At 30.8% G+C, this 19,003-nt stretch carries 14 protein-coding genes; 5 read left to right on the top strand and 9 right to left on the bottom strand.

What is annotated here, in order from left to right; all coding sequences use genetic code 11:
• Positions 1–49: 49 nt before the first annotated feature.
• The 3 genes from ATE90_RS10510 to tsaB all read left to right on the top strand — a co-directional run bounded on the left by ATE90_RS10510 (position 50) and on the right by tsaB (position 2,438).
• Complete coding sequence (locus ATE90_RS10510) at positions 50–196, top strand: hypothetical protein (RefSeq protein WP_235317756.1); 147 nt, start codon at positions 50–52, stop codon at positions 194–196.
• 132 nt (positions 197–328) lie between these two features.
• Positions 329–1,660, top strand: a complete 1,332-nt coding sequence (locus ATE90_RS10505; RefSeq protein ID WP_036787658.1) for a TolC family protein — start codon at positions 329–331, stop codon at positions 1,658–1,660.
• A 91-nt stretch (positions 1,661–1,751) separates the two neighbouring features.
• Positions 1,752–2,438, top strand: coding sequence for a tRNA (adenosine(37)-N6)-threonylcarbamoyltransferase complex dimerization subunit type 1 TsaB (tsaB, locus tag ATE90_RS10500; protein WP_101451374.1), 687 nt, complete (start codon positions 1,752–1,754; stop codon positions 2,436–2,438).
• On the opposite strand, the gene ATE90_RS10495 is transcribed toward tsaB, so the two are convergent.
• The 3 genes from ATE90_RS10495 to ATE90_RS10485 all read right to left on the bottom strand — a co-directional run bounded on the left by ATE90_RS10495 (position 2,428) and on the right by ATE90_RS10485 (position 3,954).
• The gene (locus ATE90_RS10495) at positions 2,428–3,228 is read right to left on the bottom strand and encodes a mechanosensitive ion channel family protein (protein WP_036787652.1); all 801 of its coding nucleotides are present in this window, start codon (positions 3,226–3,228) and stop codon (positions 2,428–2,430) included. The genes tsaB and ATE90_RS10495 overlap by 11 nt on opposite strands.
• Positions 3,229–3,330: 102 nt before the next feature.
• Positions 3,331–3,687, bottom strand: coding sequence for a DUF1304 domain-containing protein (locus tag ATE90_RS10490; RefSeq protein WP_036787648.1), 357 nt, complete (start codon positions 3,685–3,687; stop codon positions 3,331–3,333).
• A gap of 66 nt (positions 3,688–3,753) precedes the next feature.
• Entirely contained in the window at positions 3,754–3,954 is a 201-nt protein-coding gene (locus ATE90_RS10485; RefSeq protein ID WP_036787645.1) for a dodecin family protein, read from the bottom strand.
• 166 nt (positions 3,955–4,120) lie between these two features.
• Here ATE90_RS10485 and ATE90_RS10480 point away from each other — a divergent pair, with 166 nt between their 5' ends.
• Positions 4,121–4,474, top strand: a complete 354-nt coding sequence (locus ATE90_RS10480) for a toxin-antitoxin system YwqK family antitoxin (protein ID WP_101451534.1) — start codon at positions 4,121–4,123, stop codon at positions 4,472–4,474.
• Between the two features lie 272 nt (positions 4,475–4,746).
• Here the strand turns inward: ATE90_RS10480 and ATE90_RS10475 are convergent, their stop codons facing one another.
• The 6 genes from ATE90_RS10475 to ATE90_RS10450 all read right to left on the bottom strand — a co-directional run bounded on the left by ATE90_RS10475 (position 4,747) and on the right by ATE90_RS10450 (position 16,292).
• Positions 4,747–5,466 (bottom strand): energy transducer TonB, encoded by a 720-nt coding sequence (locus ATE90_RS10475; RefSeq protein ID WP_036787642.1) that lies wholly within the window; start codon positions 5,464–5,466, stop codon positions 4,747–4,749.
• 73 nt (positions 5,467–5,539) lie between these two features.
• Positions 5,540–5,914 carry a VanZ family protein gene (locus tag ATE90_RS13785; protein ID WP_036787637.1) on the bottom strand — a complete coding sequence of 125 codons (375 nt, stop codon included), beginning with the start codon at positions 5,912–5,914 and terminating at the stop codon, positions 5,540–5,542.
• Positions 5,880–6,260 carry a glycine cleavage system protein GcvH gene (gene gcvH / locus ATE90_RS10465; RefSeq protein ID WP_036787634.1) on the bottom strand — a complete coding sequence of 127 codons (381 nt, stop codon included), beginning with the start codon at positions 6,258–6,260 and terminating at the stop codon, positions 5,880–5,882. The genes ATE90_RS13785 and gcvH overlap by 35 nt, the downstream gene beginning before the upstream one ends.
• Positions 6,261–6,286: 26 nt before the next feature.
• Positions 6,287–13,399, bottom strand: coding sequence for a T9SS outer membrane translocon Sov/SprA (gene sprA, locus ATE90_RS10460; protein WP_036787632.1), 7,113 nt, complete (start codon positions 13,397–13,399; stop codon positions 6,287–6,289).
• A 4-nt stretch (positions 13,400–13,403) separates the two neighbouring features.
• The gene (gene ruvA / locus ATE90_RS10455; RefSeq protein WP_036787630.1) at positions 13,404–13,985 is read right to left on the bottom strand and encodes a Holliday junction branch migration protein RuvA; all 582 of its coding nucleotides are present in this window, start codon (positions 13,983–13,985) and stop codon (positions 13,404–13,406) included.
• Between the two features lie 30 nt (positions 13,986–14,015).
• Positions 14,016–16,292 (bottom strand): NADP-dependent malic enzyme, encoded by a 2,277-nt coding sequence (locus ATE90_RS10450; protein ID WP_036787627.1) that lies wholly within the window; start codon positions 16,290–16,292, stop codon positions 14,016–14,018.
• A gap of 227 nt (positions 16,293–16,519) precedes the next feature.
• Here ATE90_RS10450 and ATE90_RS10445 point away from each other — a divergent pair, with 227 nt between their 5' ends.
• Positions 16,520–18,991 carry a DUF5686 and carboxypeptidase regulatory-like domain-containing protein gene (locus tag ATE90_RS10445; RefSeq protein ID WP_101451373.1) on the top strand — a complete coding sequence of 824 codons (2,472 nt, stop codon included), beginning with the start codon at positions 16,520–16,522 and terminating at the stop codon, positions 18,989–18,991.
• Positions 18,992–19,003: the final 12 nt, after the last annotated feature.

The raw sequence follows: 19,003 nt of genomic DNA, 5'->3' as shown, positions 1-19,003 counted from the left end.
TTTTCTTTTAATTTTTTTTACTGTAAAATCAACTTACTCCCAGTGTGCAATGTGCAAAGCTGTTGTAGAAAATGGTGATGTTTCTATGGCAGAAGGTGTTAATAACGGAATTACTTATTTAATGGTATTTCCATACTTACTTATTGGTGTGTTGTTTTATACAATTTACAGATATAAAAAACAAGCAAAAATTTAACATTTCAATAAGAGTGAAAATCTGTAACATTTTATAGTTTTAGTCGTCTTATATGCACAATCAAAGGAATATTTTTTTGCTTTCGAAGTGTAGTGAATAAAAGTAATAAACAAACAAAAAACAAAAGACGTTGTGAAAATTAAATTTATAGTAATAGTAGCTTTTTTAACTTCAATAACTACTTTTTCACAGAAAAAGTGGGATTTAAGGGAATGTGTAGATGAAGCGTTAGTGAAAAATATTTCTATCCAACAAAACAGACTTAGTTTAGAGTTAGCAGAAAAAGATGTAGAGATTGCGAAAGGAAATTTTTTACCAAATCTAACTGGTAATACTGGAGGTAATTTGAATTTTGGTACTGGTTTTGATCCAGTTTCTCAAAATAGGGTGAACACAACTTTTTTTGGAGGCTCAATTAACGTAAATTCAGGTATTACTGTATTTAATGGGTATAGAAATACAAATACATACAAACAAGCGCAATTAGGTGTGGAAACAAGCATGTTAGATTTAAAGAAAATTGAAAATGACATTTCTTTATTTGTAGTTAATGGTTATTTGAATATTCTATTTGCTAAGGAAAATTTAAATGCAGCCAAGGTTCAGCATGAAATAAGCAAAAAACAAATTGAAGCAGCAGAAAGTAGATTTAATTCTGGAGTTATACCAAAAGGAGATTTATTAAACGCACAATCTACAGCAGCTACAAATTTACAAACAGTAATTACGCAAGAAAATGCTTTAGATTTAGCATTGTTAAATTTGGCACAGTTATTACAGGTTCCTGTTGAAGGTTTTGATATAGCTTCTATTGATGTAGGCACTCCATCTTCAAACTTGTTATATAAAAGTTCATCAATAGTATATAATAAATCCTTAGAAACAATGCCAGAAATTGCTAGAGCTAAAATAGCGATTGAAAGCGCAAGTTTAGGTATAGAAATATCTAAAGCTTCTTTTTTACCTTCAGTTACAGCTTCTGCAGGATTATCGACAAATTATGGATTTAATTTAAAGCTTCCGGAGGGACTTTCTAATCCTCGTTTGTCAAATCAATTAAATGATAATTTTGGTTATGGTGTTGGTTTTAACGTAAGTGTTCCAATTTTTAATCGTTTTCAAACTAGGAATAGAGTTGCACAATCCGTGATAAATAAAGAAGTTTTTGAAATAAGATTAGAGAGCGAGAAAGTAGCTTTAAAACAAACTATAGAACAGGCTTTTTTGGATGTGAAATCGGCTTTAAAAACATATGAAACCGCAAAAATTTCTTTAGGAGCGCAAGAAGAAGCATTTAAAAATGCACAAGAGCGCTATAATTTTGGAGCAATGACGCAGTTTGATTTTGATCAAGTAAGAACACGTTTAGTAAATGCTGAAGCTGCATTAATTCGTTCTAAATACAATTATGTTTTTAAAACTAAAGTATTGCAATTTTATTCTGGAGAATTAATTTTAGAATAATTTACTTCAAAAAATAGTTTAAACCTCATAGTGAGTAGATTACTGTGAGGTTTTCTTTTTAATTTATCTTTACAAAAAAGAATTATAGATTTTGAGCATCATTTTAAATATTGAGACTACCACTAAAAATTGTTCTGTAAGCATTGCAGAAAAAGGTGAAATTTTAGCCATCAAAGAATTAAATAATGGTAATTACTCTCATGCAGAAGTTTTGCACCCTTTTATTTTAGATGTTTTAAAAGAAGCAAATCTTACCTCTAATAGAATAGATGCTGTAGCAGTAAGTAAAGGTCCTGGGTCTTATACTGGGTTAAGAATTGGAGTTTCTGCCGCAAAAGGGCTGTGTTTTGCCCTTGATAAACCTTTAATATCTATTGATACTCTTACTTCTTTGTCTTTTTCAATTACTATTGAAGAAGGAATTATTGTGCCGATGTTAGATGCAAGAAGATTGGAAGTTTATGCATCAGTTTTTAATGAGAAGCATCAAAAAATAAGAGAAATTAAAGCTGAGATTATAGATGAAAATTCTTTTTGTGAATATTTAGAAAGGAGTAAAGTTTATTTTTTAGGTGATGGATCTCAGAAATGTAAAGAAATTATTACGCATAAAAATGCGATTTTTATAGATGCTAAGTTTCCTTCGGCACAAGAAATGGCAAAACTTTCTTATGAGAAATATAAAATAAGCGACATAGAAAATGTCGCTTATTTTGAACCTTTTTATTTAAAAGATTTTATTGTTATTCCAGAAAAGAAAAAGAAACCTACTTTTTAATTTCTACTATATGAGGATAAGGTATTTCTATTCCTGCCTCGTCTAAGGCTATTTTAGTATTTTCAGTAATATCAAAATAAACACTCCAATAATCAGCAGATGCACACCAAGGTCTCACTGCAAAATTTACTGAGCTATCGGCTAATTCAGAGACCATAACGGCTGGCGCCGGATCTTTTAATACTTTTGGATGCTGCATTAAAACATGCATTAAAACTTCTTTTGTTTTCTTGATGTCCGTATCATAAGAAACGCCAAATATTAAATCTACACGCCTTGTGCCTTCTACGGTATAATTTATAATAGTTCCATTGGACAAGCTTCCATTAGGAATAATAATTTCTTTATTTGATAAACCGGTGAGTTTTGTTGTAAAGATTTCAATTTCTTTTACAGCACCAATTTCACCCTGAGCTTCAACTAAATCACCAATTTTAAAAGGTCTAAAGATCATGATTAAAACTCCGCCAGCAAAATTAGCTAAAGAGCCTTGCAAGGCTAAACCGATAGCTAAACCGGCAGAAGCTACAATGGCAGCAAAAGATGTTGTTGCAACTCCTAATTTTGAAATTACTGTAATGAATAATAATATTTTTAAAACCCAGCTGCTAAGATTTCCTAAAAATTTTTGAAGCGTAAGATCGACACCTCTTTTAATCATTATTTTTTTAGATGATTTTATAACGATATTAATTAGAAATAAACCAACTATTAAAATGATTAAAGCAGTTATTACATTAGGGGTGTATTCAATTAAAAGTTCTTTTATTTTTTCTAGATATTTTTCCATTTTGCTTTTATTATAAATAAAAGGCAAAAGTAAGCGAATATTTAAAATCTAAGGAATAAAGATGATGGAAATAAGTTAGGTTTTAGTCTAACTGTTCATGGTTTAAAATTTTAATAAAACAATCACTGATATTAATGCAGGAATGGATTGAATATACAAGATGCTTTTTTTCTTTGTTGAGTATGCACCATAAATACCTGCAATAAAAACACATATTAGAAAGAATAAAGCTGTATTGGTATTTTTTATGACGATAGACCAGATTAAACCAGCAGCTAAAAAGCCATTATATAAACCTTGGTTCGCTGCTAATACCTTTGTTTCTTCAGCAAATTCTTTGCTTTTTAAGCCAAAAGCTTTTATCCCTTTTCGTGTGGTCCAAAGAAACATTTCTAGATAGACAATGTATGCGTGGATTACGGCCACGAGACCAATAAGTATAATTTGAATTATATTCATAATATTTGAAAAATAAAGTGATTTAATATGGTATCAAATCACTTTAACGGAGTTTGAATGGAAATTTTAGTTTACTTCAAAAGTAATTTTTAGATTCACTCTAAATTCAGTAACATTACTGCCATTAACAACAGCACTTTGTGATTGTACAAATACAGATTTAATATTTTTCACAGATTCCGCTGCATGCTTTACAGCTTTCCTCGTAGCCTCTTCCCAACTTTTTTCAGAGTTAGCTAATATTTCAATCACTTTCATTACCGCCATAATATTTTCAGTTTATTAAGTTTTATTTATTGTAAATATAATTTTTTTTGTTCAAAATAGGGTTATATACAGATTTCAATGTAAATTTAATGTTATGTAAATGTTTTTTAATGGTTACAAAATATTTATATTTGTAAAAATAATGTTAATCTTAAAAGAAATTAATATGAGAAAAATTATTGTAATATTCATATTTATGCTTGGAACTGTAGGATATTCACAAGAAAACAGACCAACTTACATGGCGGAAGGGGATTTAGTAAAAGTTACTTATTATTATGAAAATGGAGCTTTAAAAACACAAGGCTTTTTTAAAGATAAAAAATTAACTGGAGAATGGGCACGTTTTGATAAAGCAGGTAATAAAACTCAATTGGGTTATTATAGTAATGGTAAAAAAGTTGGGAAATGGTTTGTTTGGTCTAAATCGGCTTTAAAAGAGATTAATTATGTAAATAATTCTATCGCTTCAGTAAATTCTTGGAAGTCGGAATCTAATGTTGTAGTTAAAAACAAATAATAATACCTAAAATTTAATAGAAAAAACTCATTAGTATTTTAAAATTCTAATGAGTTTTTTATTGCTTATAAATTATGTTTTAATTAGTTGTTAGCAAAAAGTTTATTGTTTTATATGTGATAGTAGTTTAATTAAGCGATATTGGGCTTCGTTGGCTAATGATACAAGATTATGAATATATAATTAAAACAGCGTTATTACTGATTTATTGGAGCTAAAAAAAAGCGTTTAGAGATTCTCTGAACGCTTTTTTAAAACTTTTTGTATTTTTTTTACTCTACTATTAAAGTAAAAGGAATACTATATTTTACTCCCACTGGTTTTCCTCTTTGTCTACCTGGCTTCATTTTTGGCAATTGCTTCATTACTTTTACAACTTCAGCTTTAATTTTTGGATGTGGTGCTCTCGCTTGTATGTTGACGATATTACCTTTTTTATCAATTTTAAAACCAATAAATACTCTTTTTCTTCCTGGTGATAAACCTAACTCGTTAGGTAACTCACTATCAAATTTTCTACCAAAGTGCTTTTGTACTTTTTCACTAAAACATTTTTTTAATTCAGCCTTATTTCCTTTACAGCCAGGAAATACGGGTACATCTTCAATAATCATGAAACTTACATCTTCCTCAATTTCCTCAACTTCTTCAACTTCTTCAATTTCTTCAACTTCAACCGCTTCACTTTCATCAGTTTCTGTTGATTCTATTACAGTCTCTTCAATTTCTTTTTCATCTTCGACGATTTCAATTTTTTCTGGAGCTGGTGGTGGTGGTGTTTTAGGTTTTACCGGTTCAACTCTTTCTGTAATAGGAATTTCTTCTTCCATATCTGCGTTCATAACAGCAGAACCTAAATCTCCGTAGGTTTTATCGAATGTTTTCTTTTCTATTGCAACATAAGTTATAAAAAGGGCTAGTACAAGACCAATTTGCATAAAAATTTTGCTGAAATTTTCTAAATTTGATTTAGGACTTTTCTTAATTTCCATTTTAAAGATTTATTAATAGGTGGCTAATTTAATTAAATTATTGTTTTAAATACAAGTCTTATTGTTAATTAATCTATTTTTTTTTTGAAATTATATTAAAAATCAACAAAGCCGAGAGTGCTCCTACAGAGTTTGCAATCACATCTAAGTAATCTCCTGATCTGTATAGGGTTATTTTACTCTGTAATAGTTCAATAATTATGCCAAAAACAATGCAAAGAATTACGATCCAATATTTTTTATTAGGTTTCTTGTAATATGCTATTAACCATGAAAGCGCTAACATAAAGTATGCAAAACCATGAAAAATTTTATCAATATTAGTAAAAGTAAGCTTAATAGGCGCGTTTGGCACTCTTATAAGGCTCAAGCACACAATAATAATTGTAGTTACAAAAGCTATTATAAAACTGTTATTTCTTAATAAGGTCTTGATATTCTTTAGCATCTAGTAAATTTTCTATTTGTGAGCTGTCAGAAATCGCTATTTTAATCATCCATCCTTTTTCATAAGGGTCAGTGTTTACCAATTCTGGATCATCTTCTAGTCCTTCATTAAATTCAACTACTTCACCTGACAAAGGCATAAACAAATCTGAAACTGTTTTTACGGCTTCTACAGAACCAAAAACTTCTCCCTCTTCTACATTGTCATCTAATGTATCTACATCTACATATACAATATCTCCTAATTCTCCCTGCGCAAAATCTGTAATTCCTACAGTTGCGATGTTTCCTTCAATTTGAATCCACTCATGATCTTTGGTGTATTTTAATTCAGCTGGAATATTCATTTTATTTTTATTTTTATTGATTTGGTTTAATTTCCTCCTAAGTTATAAACTATATTAAATCCACCATTAATTGATTGTCTTGGAAAAGTGGTAGAAATAGCATATTTAGATGTTTGATGATTGTAATAAAAAGATGCTGTTAAATTACTATTCAATTTGTAATCTGCTGTAAATTTAATTGAAAATAATTTTTGTCCCCCACTAATTTGATCATTATCTTCATCAACATATCTAATTTGGGTCAAATTATCTCTTAATGATACATCTGCTCTTAAGTTAATATCACCTTTAAGGGTTGTCTTTTTACCTGTAAAACGTGTGTTCATTTTTACGTCTTTAAAGACATATCCAAAACCAAAAACATATTCAGTACCAGCAATGTCTGTTATAGTACTGTTATTAAAATTCATGGTTAAAGTTCTGTCTTTTTTAATTTCTCCTCTCAAAGAAAAGGAGTTTTTCATTTTTAAATCCACTTTTACCAAGGGTGAAAATTCATCCACAAGAGTAGCACTGGCAATTAGTCTTTCAGATTCGTAATTACCTGCTATATTTGTTTTAGTATATGCAGTGGCATCGTCGTATTGTAAGTTGTTTGTAAAGCTAGAAATGGTATATGAAGATCTATATCCATGAGAAAGTACAAAGGTTGAAAAGTTCTTTTTAAACCATTTGAATTTCATTAAACCATTATATCTCAGAGTCCAGTTTGGAATTGGAATATCTCTAAACAGTCCTGTGCTTACTTTATTTGGACTTTTACCAGAATAAGCGGCCATAAATGCCGGAAGTAAGACTTGTTGACTGTTTTGACCAAAACCATCAATTAGCGCTCCTGTTTCTGAAGATAATCTATTAGAAATAATACTTCTGTAATCTTTCATTTTCTGGAACAGAGCATCGCCATTTGTAAATGCTGTTGAAAACATAGAATGACTTGTACTAAAGTTACCAGTTTCAAAAACAGGAGTATCTTCAAATGCACTTTTGCCTTCTATTAAATCTATTTGTTGAGAAATATCTTTGGTTTGAATTTTATTTCCTCGAACATCAATATTTAAATCTTTAAAAGGCTTAACCGTAAAAGTGTAATCTAATTTGTTATAATGAGTTCTGCTGTAAGTTTTGTTAAAATATTCTCCACCATCAATTCTTGTAACTAACCAACCATTCTCTAAGGCCTTATTTCTAATATCTACTTGACTACCAAAAGCAAATGAGGTAGGTGCTCCGCCTAAAAATCCAATATTTTCTGTATAACCTTGCAAGTATTGACCATTGTTTTCTGTATAACTTATTTTACCTTGTTTTACAGAGGTAAGAATATTCCAAGTTCCTTTTAAAATTTGCTTTCCAATGGGTAATTTTTTCTTTTGTTTTATTCTAGCAGAATTTTTTCCTTTTGCGTTTTTACGTTGCGTTTTTGTTAATAAGAGCTTTTCAAAACCAACTTTCTTATACAACTTATCAAAGGAAAGAGTGGTATTTATATTATGTGTATTTGCGTTTTGAATTACATTACCAATTTGTTCTAAGATAGTATTGTCTTGCGACGACACTTGCCAATCAAAATCTGCTGTGTAAGCGTAATCTGCTTTCATAAAGCTTAGGAATGGAAACTTATCTAAAGGTAAATTATAAGTTGTATTTAGTTTTTGATGGTAATGGTTTGGTCTACCTGTATTAAAGAAATCATCAAAAATTTGTAAATCTTCTCCATTTCCAAAGGCATCATAAATATAACTATTAGTTGCGTTAAAGTTTAGTTGTATCGATTTTGTTAAATCAAAACCAACTGTATAATCCCAGTCAAATAAAAATCTACGTTGTTTTAATTCTGGTTGAGCAGTTAAACCCTCTACTAAATTTCTGGATTGTTGTTCGTTATAACTTCTATTAATTCTAGAGTTTAAAGCGAAGGTTTTTGGCACAGGATTAAAGTTTAAATCTTTTATAAACTTCCAGTATTTGCTTCTAAATTTTTCTGAATTTTTAAAGAATTCTATAGGTTTTGAATTAAAGTTGAAGTTATAAGCAGCAGAAGCTGATACATTCTCATTAATATACTTTTCTATATTGTAATCCCTATGGAATTCTTTATTATGGGAATAAGAAACTGCTAAGTTTTCTACATCATAAAACTTTGGTTTTTTCGTAGAATTTGGGTTTCTATTCTTTTTGACATTGATAAAACTGATACTTGTTCTTTTTGTGTAATCTCGAGAAAATTCACTATTTGGATTCTGCTCCAAAGCATCTTCTAATTTTACATCTTGATATTGAGGATCAAACTTTGGATCAACGAATTTTTCACCAACGCTGTAGCTCATCGGTAATTGAATACCCCATTTTTGTGGTGTTAAAACTTTACCTAAATTAATAGTTGTAGAAACATCGTATTGTTTTGTTTCGTCTAAACTACGCTGATTTACGCGATCTTCTACATTTCCAAAACCAATGGTTTTTACGCTTCCTGAAAGGGATACATTCGCAACATCAGCAAAATTTGCATCAGCATTCATAACCGCAGCCCAACCTCCTTTGTTGTCAAAACCTGATGAACGCAATTCATTAAACCAGATTTCTCCACTTTTATTTGAAGTAGTATTATTTCTTAAACCTAAAGTTATTGTTCTTAATTGCGCCAGTGTAGGATTTCCTTTTACTCGAATTTTAAATTCAGGAATATCATTTGGATTTTCAGATGGATAGATATCATTCACCAAGAATCCAGAACCATCTCTTTCTACTTTTAGTTTTCCAAAGGATTCCAAAATAGCATCTAGATTATTTGCTTCCGGCCAAATGTCGAGTGCAGAACTGCCATTTCTTGTTACTTTTAAAGGAACTTCGATTTGATAAAAATTATCATTTAAGTCTGTTCCTAATCTTATAACTGCTGAAAAATCATCATCACTTAAAGAACCTCCTCCTTCATTTTCTTGCAAATGCATAAACATTTTCAAATTTTTAAAACGTCTTAAATCTACACTTATATTTTTATAAATGGCCCTAGTTTTTTTAGTTTCTAAATCGTTAACTTTTAAGGTGACAGATTGTTCATTTTGTAATTGCACCGTGGTACTTCCTTGTAAACGTTCTCTTTCAATCCCTGGAGGTTCAATATAACTTCCATTATTTTGTTCTATACTAACAACGCCAACTTCAAAACCTTCTAATTCAGCCTGCGTTAATTCTCTGTCAGGATCTATTGCAGGATCTATCGTTTTTGTATATCGTCTCCAATCACCACGTACTAAATCGAGTTCACCAAATCTAATGACAACAGGCATTTTAAATTTTGTTAGGAACATTCTTATAAAACGAATACTGTTAAAATTAGAAATTCCATTTATTGGTGTTCCATTTCTAACGGGTACTCTAAATTGATACCATTTTGTTTGCTGTGTATTCCCGTTTTCTAAAGAAACAGAAGTTATTTTTTCGTCAACAATATAATTTCTACCTTTTACTAAATCTGCTTGATTAATAGATACCTTATACTCATAATAGCTCTCAACAGTATTCATTGTTTGATCTCTATTGATGTCCTCTACGTCGGGGTATGTTGAAGATGAAGTTGGATACGATTCTGGCGATTGATTTAATGTTGGCGAGTTGCCTTGTGTATTGTTGTAGTCTTTGTATCTTCTTACAATAGAGGCATTAATAGCGTCTAATTCTGCTCCTCTGAAAAATTGAAAATTATCAGATGAAATATCATTAGATTTTAATTTAGAGAAATTTATATTTAAGTTTAAAGAATCAGAAAGTTGCTTTAAATGTTCTTCTTCCTCAATGTCAGTTAACCCATCAAACCCTAAATCTTGATTTGTTCTTGCACCATCTTCTTCACTGAAAGCATAAATAATTGACGGGCTTCTTGGCACATCTCCCCAAGTCGTTCTATTCACATTAGAGCCATCAACCTTTAAACCATTTTCGGGCAAGCCGTTTTCAAACATCTTACGATTATCCTTAACAATGTCTTCAGATATGTTTCCTAAATTGATATATAAATCTCCAACTTGATTTGATAAATCATTCGGGTTTATGCCTTGTGGCAAACCTTCTTCATTTGTAATAGAATAATTTTGATAAGGATCCATCACCCAAAATTGAATAAATTCAACATTCGCTTGATCAAAATTATTCGTAGTTAAAGGACGCATAATTCCACCCCAGTTCTCATTAGGATTCTTAAAAGTTCCGTCATTATTAACATCGCTGTCTAAAGTGTTAAAGTTGTAAGAGCCTCTTTCTTGAGGAAAGTAGGCTAAATCTAACGTTCTAACTAAAGAATTTTGAGTAATGTCTAATTGTACATTTGGGAATAATTCTCTATAATTAATTTGTCTTGTTTCCGCTCTAGATAATTCATCAGCATCTATACTTGGCGGAGTTTGTCCAATGCCGTAAAAAATTTGATCTACATTATACCATGCTAATTTTCCTCTTTTATAATTGTATGATAAATTATTTTGATCTCCGTTAAAGCCATTAAAATATTTTGGAGTACTTGCTTCGTACCAATCTAAAGGAGATAATAAACTAATAGGTATTTGTGATGCTTCAAAATCATCTATATATGAAGTGGCAGCGCCAGCTACATCTATTCCACTTGGCGTTCCCGGTAATAAATATGCCATATCTGCTCTAACAGATAAATTGGAAGGAACATCTGTATCTACAAAGGGTAATTTGTTTGCTAATTTTGTAAAATAAGGAACCTCAGTAGAATAATCTATGTTTACACCAAACATGGTATTATCGATAGGCTCAGCACCAAAATTAACTTTAGGAGTTAAAGGTCTTTCATTTACATTTAAAATAGTTGCACCCACTACAAAATCTTCAGAAAATTTATGCTCAATATCAACGCCCATATAGGTTTTTCTTTGTTGATTAAAAACAGCATTATTTTCGGTTGATACATTTATAGGAGTTCCAGAAGCTTGTAGGCCTGGATCTATAATTTGCACTCTCCCTAATTGATAATCAACCACAAAATCAACACCTTCTACCAATTGTCTTCCGCCAGCAGAAACTTTCACAGAACCTCTTGGAACATTGAAAGCACCAATTGGAATCCCTCCAGAGTTTTCTGATTTAAAATACCCTTTTAAGAAATATTTATCTTTATTCTGAAAGTTGTTTTTGATGTTTATTTTTGTATTTAAATATAAATCTTTAAATAAATAAACGTCATCTGCAGCATTTGTTAATTTGTTAGCCAAACCATTACCAAAAGGTTCTGGATCTGGAAAAATAATATATCCATTTTGAGAGTTTACAGTAATTCCTTCTACATAATCAAAGAAGCCATCCGCAGTTCTAAACTGACTTTGGTCTAATTGGTCTAGTTTTAATACCTGAATTAATGGAGTGTTAGCAATATCTGTAGTTTGTGCATTTTGTAATACATTTGAAGGTATACCAGTCGCATCGTCTCTATACTGTATTTCAAAACGAAAGCCATCTTGGGTTAATGGATATGCACCTAATGCGTACACATTTTTCATCATTAAACGCCAAGTAGGAAAAGATTCTTCTCCACCATTTCCATTATCTCTTTTTGTAGTTAATATTTCACTACGTAACAATTTTACAGCTAGATTTTGTGGTGCTTGAATTCCGTCGTTAGAAAACTCACCCACTTTAAAAGATTTTTCAGCACTTCCATTAACAGTTCCTGCAACAGTATATTCGTAAGCAACGGCTAAAACTTCTCCATCATTTAATCTTCTATTTAAGGAAATATAACCTAATTGTGGATTTAAGGTATATTCATTTAAATCTAGTTTTCGAGCATTTTCGAGCATCGAATAATCTGTTCCTTGCTCCATTTGAAATTCACGATTTAATGTGTTTTCAACATTAGAAACATCCCTAATTCCTGCTAAAACATTCGTATCATAAATATTATTTGCATTGTTTTGAGGCAGATTTATGGTGGTTGATACATTGTTTAAATTAATATTTATGCTAACCGGGTTCGTGCTTTGCACAGTTCCATTGCTATTTACAAGATTTTTGTAAGTGTTATTAATATTGTTAGATTCTCCAATATCTGCAAAAGCAACGATACTTCTAAAATCTTCAGTGCTCGCATTTCTGTTAGTCACCCAAACTTCTATTCTTGTGATATTAACTTGACTGCTTATTAAAGGATAGTTTTTTAAAGAATTTGCATAATTATCTATAAAAAATTGTGATAAGAAAAAGTGTCTATCATTATCATAGTCTGTAGTTCTTAACTCAAAGGGTTGAATTGATGCACCTGCTTCTGCGACGATAGTCTTGCTTTCAGAGTTTTGTTGAGAAAAAACAGCTGTTATGTTTGTGTTACCAAATTTTAATTGAGTTTTTACACCAAACAAACTTTGAGCACCATTTATTAAAGAGTTTTTAATTGGCATTTCTACATTACCCGCTTCAATACCTTGCAAGATGTCATCTTCTGTTGGGGTATAATCTATCTTTACAAGATTCTGAAAATCGAAAGTAGATTGTGTGTCATAATTTGCAGTAAATTCTAAACGTTCACCAACCTTTGCACGAATACTCGCATTAATTTGTTGATCAAAATCAAAGGTAAGACTACTTCTGTTTTCTTCAGATATTTGAGGGTTATCAGTATTTTGATAGATAAAACCAAGTTTTAGATTTAAATTCCCTGTTGGTGTTACTTTTACTGTATTTCCGCCGAAGATAGATTCAAAAAATTTAGAGTCTGTGTAATAAGTTGGTAACAAGTCTTTTTGTGCAGCTGCAGCACCTTTCTTTTTACCGTCTGCAGCACTTACTTTATTTTTAAAATATTCCAACATATCTCGTTTTAAACGATATTGTTGATATTCTTTTTGAGTTAAGAAAATTGGCGTACTTGTATAAAATTCACCTATTTTCTCTAAAATAATGTACCTGTTTAATTCTTTGTCAAAAATAATTTCTTTTTCCGCTAAATCATCTAAAAAAAGGTCTCCTCTTTGTGTGTGATTAAAATTGTATTTTAACTGTAAAGTATCAATTTTTAGGTTAGTTGAATCTTTTACCTTTTTGGTTTGAGCGGAAGAAGATAAGTTTACTAAAAAAGTAAAAAGGACTAATAAAAGTATATTTTTTAATAATCTGATCAATTTATTATAAGTTTTTTAAAGCTGATTTAATAATTTGTTCCACAGAAGCTTCATGGTTTTCTTTTAAAACTGCACTCACAACTTTTTCAGATTGTTTTCTATTAAAGCCTAAAACTTCTAAAGCAGATAACGCTTCATCTTTATTAGTATTGCTTGAGTTTATAGAAATTTCGTCAATATTAAACGTTTTCATGATTTTATCTTTTAAATCTACAATTACTCTTTGGGCAGTCTTTATTCCAATTCCTTTTACAGCTTGTATTAGTGGTACATTTTCTGAAGCTATTGCATTTTGTATTTCTTCTGATGTCATTGATGACAGCATTGTTCGTGCAATACTCGGACCAACACCTGAAACAGAAATTAATAATTTAAAAATTTCTCTTTCTGTTTTATTGATAAAGCCAAAAAGCGTGTGTGCATCTTCTCTTATAGATAAATGCGTAAATAAAACCACATTTTCACTATCAGGTAAACTAGAAAAAGTATTTAAAGAAATGTGTAACAAATAACCAACACCATTGCAATCGATAACAACTTCTGTTGGGTTTTTCTCTACCAATCTACCTCTAACTTGTGTAATCATGAATTTCTTTTATCGGTCTAAAGTAATCAATTATTTATTCTTTTCTCTTTGTTGAGCGTCAACACATGCTAAAGCTGCCATATTTACCATTTCATCAACACTTGCACCTAGTTGCAAAACATGCACTGCCTTGCTTAAACCTAAAATTACTGGACCGATAGATTCTGCTCCTTGAACTTGTTTAAGTAGTTTGTAGGTGATATTTGCAGATTCTAAATTCGGAAAAATTAAAACATTTACTTTTTTACCATTCAATTTAGAAAATGGAAACTCTTTTGCTAGCATTTCAGGGTTCAATGCAAAATCTGCTTGAATTTCTCCATCAACAATTGCATCAGGGTAATGACGATGAATAAAAGTAACTGCTTCTTTAATTTTTATAGATGTTTCGGTGTTAATAGATCCAAAATTAGAAAAAGACAACATGGCAATATTTGGTTTCATACCAAACATTTTCACCAAATTTGAGGTCATTTGCGTAATCTTTACCAAATCTTTTGCTGAAGGATTGATATTGATAGTGGTATCTGCTAAAAACAAAGGACCTTGTTTAGTAAGCATTAGGTTACAAGCAGCAATTTTAGAAATGCCTTTTTCTTTTTCAATTAACTCAAGCATTGGTTTTACAACAGTGGGATAGGGTCTAGAGTAGCCAGTAATTAAGGCGTCAGCTTCATTTTCATTGACCAACATAGCTCCAAAATAATTACGCTCACGCATTAATTTTTTTGCTTCAGATAAAGTTCGTCCTTTACGCTGTCTTCTTTTCCAATAAGCTTCTCCAAATCGATCTCTACGCTCTTTTTCTTCATCAGTTTTAGGGTCAAAAATTGGTACATCGGCAGTGAAGCCAATTTCTTCCTTTAGCGCTAAAATTAATTCTTTACGTCCGAGTAAAATAGGTTTTCCGAGTTTTTCTTCATGGACTCTTTGTGCCGCTTTTAAGACATCTAAATGATCAGCCTCAGCAAAAACAATTCGTTTTAAATTGCTTTTTGCTCTATTATGAATCATTCTAATTTCTTTACTTCCAGAGCCAGATCTTTCCATTAGTTCTTCTCTGTACTTTTTCCAATCAGAAATTGGTTCTAAAGCAACTCCAGAATCCATGGCCGCTTTGGCAATTGCTGGAGGAATTTCATAAATTAATCTTGGATCAAATGGTTTTGGAATGATATATTCTCTTCCGTAAGTTAAACTTACTTCGTCATACACAATATTTACTTGTTCGGGTACAGATTGCTTCGCTAAATCAGCTAAAGCATGCACTGCAGCCATTTTCATTTCTTCATTAATTTTGGTAGCTCTTACATCTAAAGCACCTCTAAAAATAAACGGAAAACCAAGTACATTATTTACTTGATTAGGATGATCTGATCTACCAGTAGCCATTAAAATATCATCTCTAGTAGCAATTGCTAAATCATAATTGATTTCAGGAACAGGATTTGCCATTGCAAAAACAATAGGGTCTTTTGCCATCGATAATAACATTTCTGGAGAAACTATATTTCCCATAGAAAGTCCAATAAAAACATCTGCATTTTGCATTGCTTCCTCTAATGTATTTATATCTTGATTCGTTGCAAACTCTGCTTTTTGAGAAGTGAGATTTTCCCTATCTTTTCGGATAACACCTTTGCTGTCGCACATGACAATATTTTCTCTTTTTGCCCCTAATTTTAGATACAAACGTGTGCAAGAAATTGCGGCAGCACCTGCGCCATTCACAACCATTTTTATTTTAGAAATATCCTTTTCTGTAATTTCAACAGCATTTTTTAAAGCTGCTGCAGAAATAATAGCGGTTCCATGCTGGTCATCATGCATTACAGGAATATCTAATTCTTCTTTTAACCTTCTTTCGATCTCAAAAGCTTCGGGAGCTTTGATGTCCTCTAAATTTATACCTCCAAAAGTTGGTGCAATTGCTTTTACGGTTTGTATAAAAAGCTCTACATCAGTTGCGTCTACTTCAATATCAAAAACATCAATATCAGCAAATATTTTAAAAAGTAATCCCTTTCCTTCCATTACTGGTTTTGACGCTTCGGGACCGATATCACCCAAACCTAAAACCGCAGTTCCGTTAGAAATTACGGCTACTAAATTTCCTTTAGAAGTGTATTTGTAAACATTTTCTTTGTTTTTGGCAATTTCTAAACAAGGCTCTGCCACACCGGGAGAATACGCGAGCGCTAAATCGTGCTGAGTAGCATATTTTTTAGTGGGAACAACCTCGATTTTCCCTGGTTTTGGTTTTGCGTGGTACAGTAAAGCTTCGTGTCTTTTTCTAGAATCGCTCATAAATTGTTGTATACTATATTGTAGTCGACAAATATAGGCTTTTCAGTCAAAGAGCAAATGAAATTTTATTACTTTTAGAAACTAATAAATTATTATCAATATCTTTTAAGTCACTCGTTTTTAACAACATCACATAATCGAAGAAACTATTATAGGTTGTTTAACAAATTTTAAAGATTTGATTGTAACATAAACTTTATTTTTACGTCTGTTAAGTAAAATCAGCCATGAAAAAAATTATTACCTTATTTTTTCTTTTTGTTTCAGTAACTTTTATTGGGCAAGTAAAAGGGAAAATTACAGATATGAAAAACAATCCTCTTTCATTCGTGAGTGTCTATCTAGATAATACAGTTACGGGTACAACTTCTAATGATAATGGCGATTATATTTTAGATCTTATTAGGAAAGGAAAATATACTATTGTTTTTCAGTTTTTAGGTTTTAAAACGGTAAAAAAAGAAGTGGAAATTTCTTCATTTCCTTTTTATCTAAATGTTAAGTTAGAGGAAGAAAGTGTGCAGTTAAGTGAAATTTCTATTTCAACTAAAGACAATCCTGCGAATAGGATTATTAGAAATGTAATTGCGAATAAAGATAAGAACACAGATAAGTTTGCAAATTATACAGCCAAGTTTTATTCACGTGGATTGTATCGAATCAAAGATGCGCCAAAGAAATTTTTAGGTCAAACTTTGGGCGATTTTGGTGGAGGTTTAGATTCAACAAGGAGTGGTATTATTTATCTCTCTGAAACTATTTCTGACATTAAATTTCAGAAAAAACCTAAAAATTTTAAAGAGAATATTATTGCGTCTAAAGTTAGCGGACAAGACAACGGTATCAGTTTTAATAGGGCAGAAGATGCAAATATCAATTTTTATGAAAACAGTGTCGAGTTTGGTAATAATTTGGTTTCACCTCTTTCTACAAACGCTTTTAGTTACTATAAATTTAAATTAGAGGGAACTTTTTATGATAAAAACGGAAGGCTTATCAATAAAATAAAGATCCTTCCAAAACGTAAAAATGATCCTGTTTTTAATGGGTCATTATATATTGTAGAAGACGATTGGGCGCTTTATGGCGCGGATGTTTCAGTTACTGGAGCACAAGTAAATATTCCTGTGGTTGATGTTTTAAAACTAAAACAAAATTATAATTATTCTGATAAGAATGATGCTTGGGTTTTAATCAGTCAAAGTATAGATTTTAGAGTAAATGCTTTAGGCTTTAAGTTCGATGGACGCTTTTCTTCTGCTTTTTCTAATTATGATTTTATACCTAATTTTAATGAAAAAACATTTACAAATGAGGTTTTAACTTTTGAGAAAGAAGCTACTGAAAAAGATTCTTCTTATTGGATTACTTTAAGGCCTGTTCCGTTAACCACAGAAGAGGTGAAAGATTATGAAGTTAAAGATAGTTTAAAAGTAGTTCGTAAATCAAAAAAGTATTTAGACTCAGTAAATAAAAAGCAGAATAAGGTTAGTTTTCTCTCTCCAATTACCGGTTATACCTATAAGAATTCTTTCGAAAAATGGTCTTTGTCTTATGATGGCCTCATAAAAGATTTAGGATTTAATACTGTGCAGGGTTTTAATACTTCTATGGGTGTTAGTTATTCTAAAAATATTAACGACAAGGGAAATTGGTGGAGTGCAGGTGTAAATGTTAATTATGGTTTTTCAGAAAAAATAGCAAGGCCAACATTCTTTTTCAATAAAAAATGGAATAATATTTCTAGACCAAGAATGTCTATTTCTGTTGGGGTAACAACTGCCCAATTTAATGGAAGAAATCCGATTTCTAAAATGGATAATTTAGTACGCTCTTTATTAAGAAGAGAAAATTATTTGAAAATTTTTGAGAAAGAGTTTGCTAAAATTATGTATTCCGAAGAGATTAAAAATGGTATTTACTTTTCATCATCTTTAGAATATGCAAATAGAAAACCACTTTTTAACACCAATAATTATTCTTTTGCACGTCAAAGTAAAACAAAGCCTTATACTTCTAATAATCCTTTAGACCCAACAGATTATATAAATACGGTATTTACAGAGCATAGCATAGCTTCATTAAAAGTAGGTGCAACTTTTATCTTCAATCAAAAATATTTATCCTACCCTCATAGGAAATTTAATATTGGAAATACAAAATACCCATCTTTGAGTTTAACATACAGGAAAAATTTTGGAGCCTCAAATTCTGAATTAAATTCTGATGTATTTGTAGCCAACATAAGACAAAATATTGATGCTGGAAATTATGGGAAACTAGCTTACAATATTGGAGGAGGACTCTTTTTGAAAAAGAAAAACATTGCTTTCATGGATAATTTGCAAGCCAATGGAAATCAGCTGCTATTTATCACAGATAATCAATTAAGTAGTTTTGGCTTGTTAGAGTATTATAAGTTTTACACGAATGATAGATATGCAGAAGCACATCTAGAACATAATTTTAAAGGATCGGTTTTGGGTAAAATTCCTTTAATTAATAACCTAAACTTTCATTTAGTTGGAGGGGTAAAAAGTTTGTTTATGGCGGATAAAAAACCTTACTCAGAATACTCTCTTGGATTAGATAATATTGGTTTTGGTAAATGGCGATTCTTAAGAATTGATTATGTAAAATCTTTTCATGCCGGAATTAAGAATGATGGATTCTTATTAAGATTGAATATATTAAATTAATACTTTTATCTT

Source organism: Polaribacter sp. Hel1_33_96 (genome assembly GCF_002846595.1).
Lineage (GTDB): Bacteria > Bacteroidota > Bacteroidia > Flavobacteriales > Flavobacteriaceae > Polaribacter.
This window is presented reverse-complemented; position numbering and strand designations above follow the sequence as displayed.

Bases quoted from the DNA above. Each gene is read 5' to 3' on its own strand.
- ATE90_RS10510 (WP_235317756.1), top strand. From the start codon at position 50: ATGTGCAAAGCTGTTGTAGAAAATGGTGATGTTTCTATGGCAGAAGGT.
- ATE90_RS10495 (WP_036787652.1), bottom strand. From the start codon at position 3,228: ATGGAAAAATATCTAGAAAAAATAAAAGAACTTTTAATTGAATACACC.
- ATE90_RS10490 (WP_036787648.1), bottom strand. From the start codon at position 3,687: ATGAATATAATTCAAATTATACTTATTGGTCTCGTGGCCGTAATCCAC.
- ATE90_RS10485 (WP_036787645.1), bottom strand. From the start codon at position 3,954: ATGGCGGTAATGAAAGTGATTGAAATATTAGCTAACTCTGAAAAAAGT.
- ATE90_RS10480 (WP_101451534.1), top strand. From the start codon at position 4,121: ATGAGAAAAATTATTGTAATATTCATATTTATGCTTGGAACTGTAGGA.
- ATE90_RS10475 (WP_036787642.1), bottom strand. From the start codon at position 5,466: ATGGAAATTAAGAAAAGTCCTAAATCAAATTTAGAAAATTTCAGCAAA.
- ATE90_RS13785 (WP_036787637.1), bottom strand. From the start codon at position 5,914: ATGCTAAAGAATATCAAGACCTTATTAAGAAATAACAGTTTTATAATA.
- gcvH (WP_036787634.1), bottom strand. From the start codon at position 6,260: ATGAATATTCCAGCTGAATTAAAATACACCAAAGATCATGAGTGGATT.
- ruvA (WP_036787630.1), bottom strand. From the start codon at position 13,985: ATGATTACACAAGTTAGAGGTAGATTGGTAGAGAAAAACCCAACAGAA.
- ATE90_RS10450 (WP_036787627.1), bottom strand. From the start codon at position 16,292: ATGAGCGATTCTAGAAAAAGACACGAAGCTTTACTGTACCACGCAAAA.
- ATE90_RS10445 (WP_101451373.1), top strand. From the start codon at position 16,520: ATGAAAAAAATTATTACCTTATTTTTTCTTTTTGTTTCAGTAACTTTT.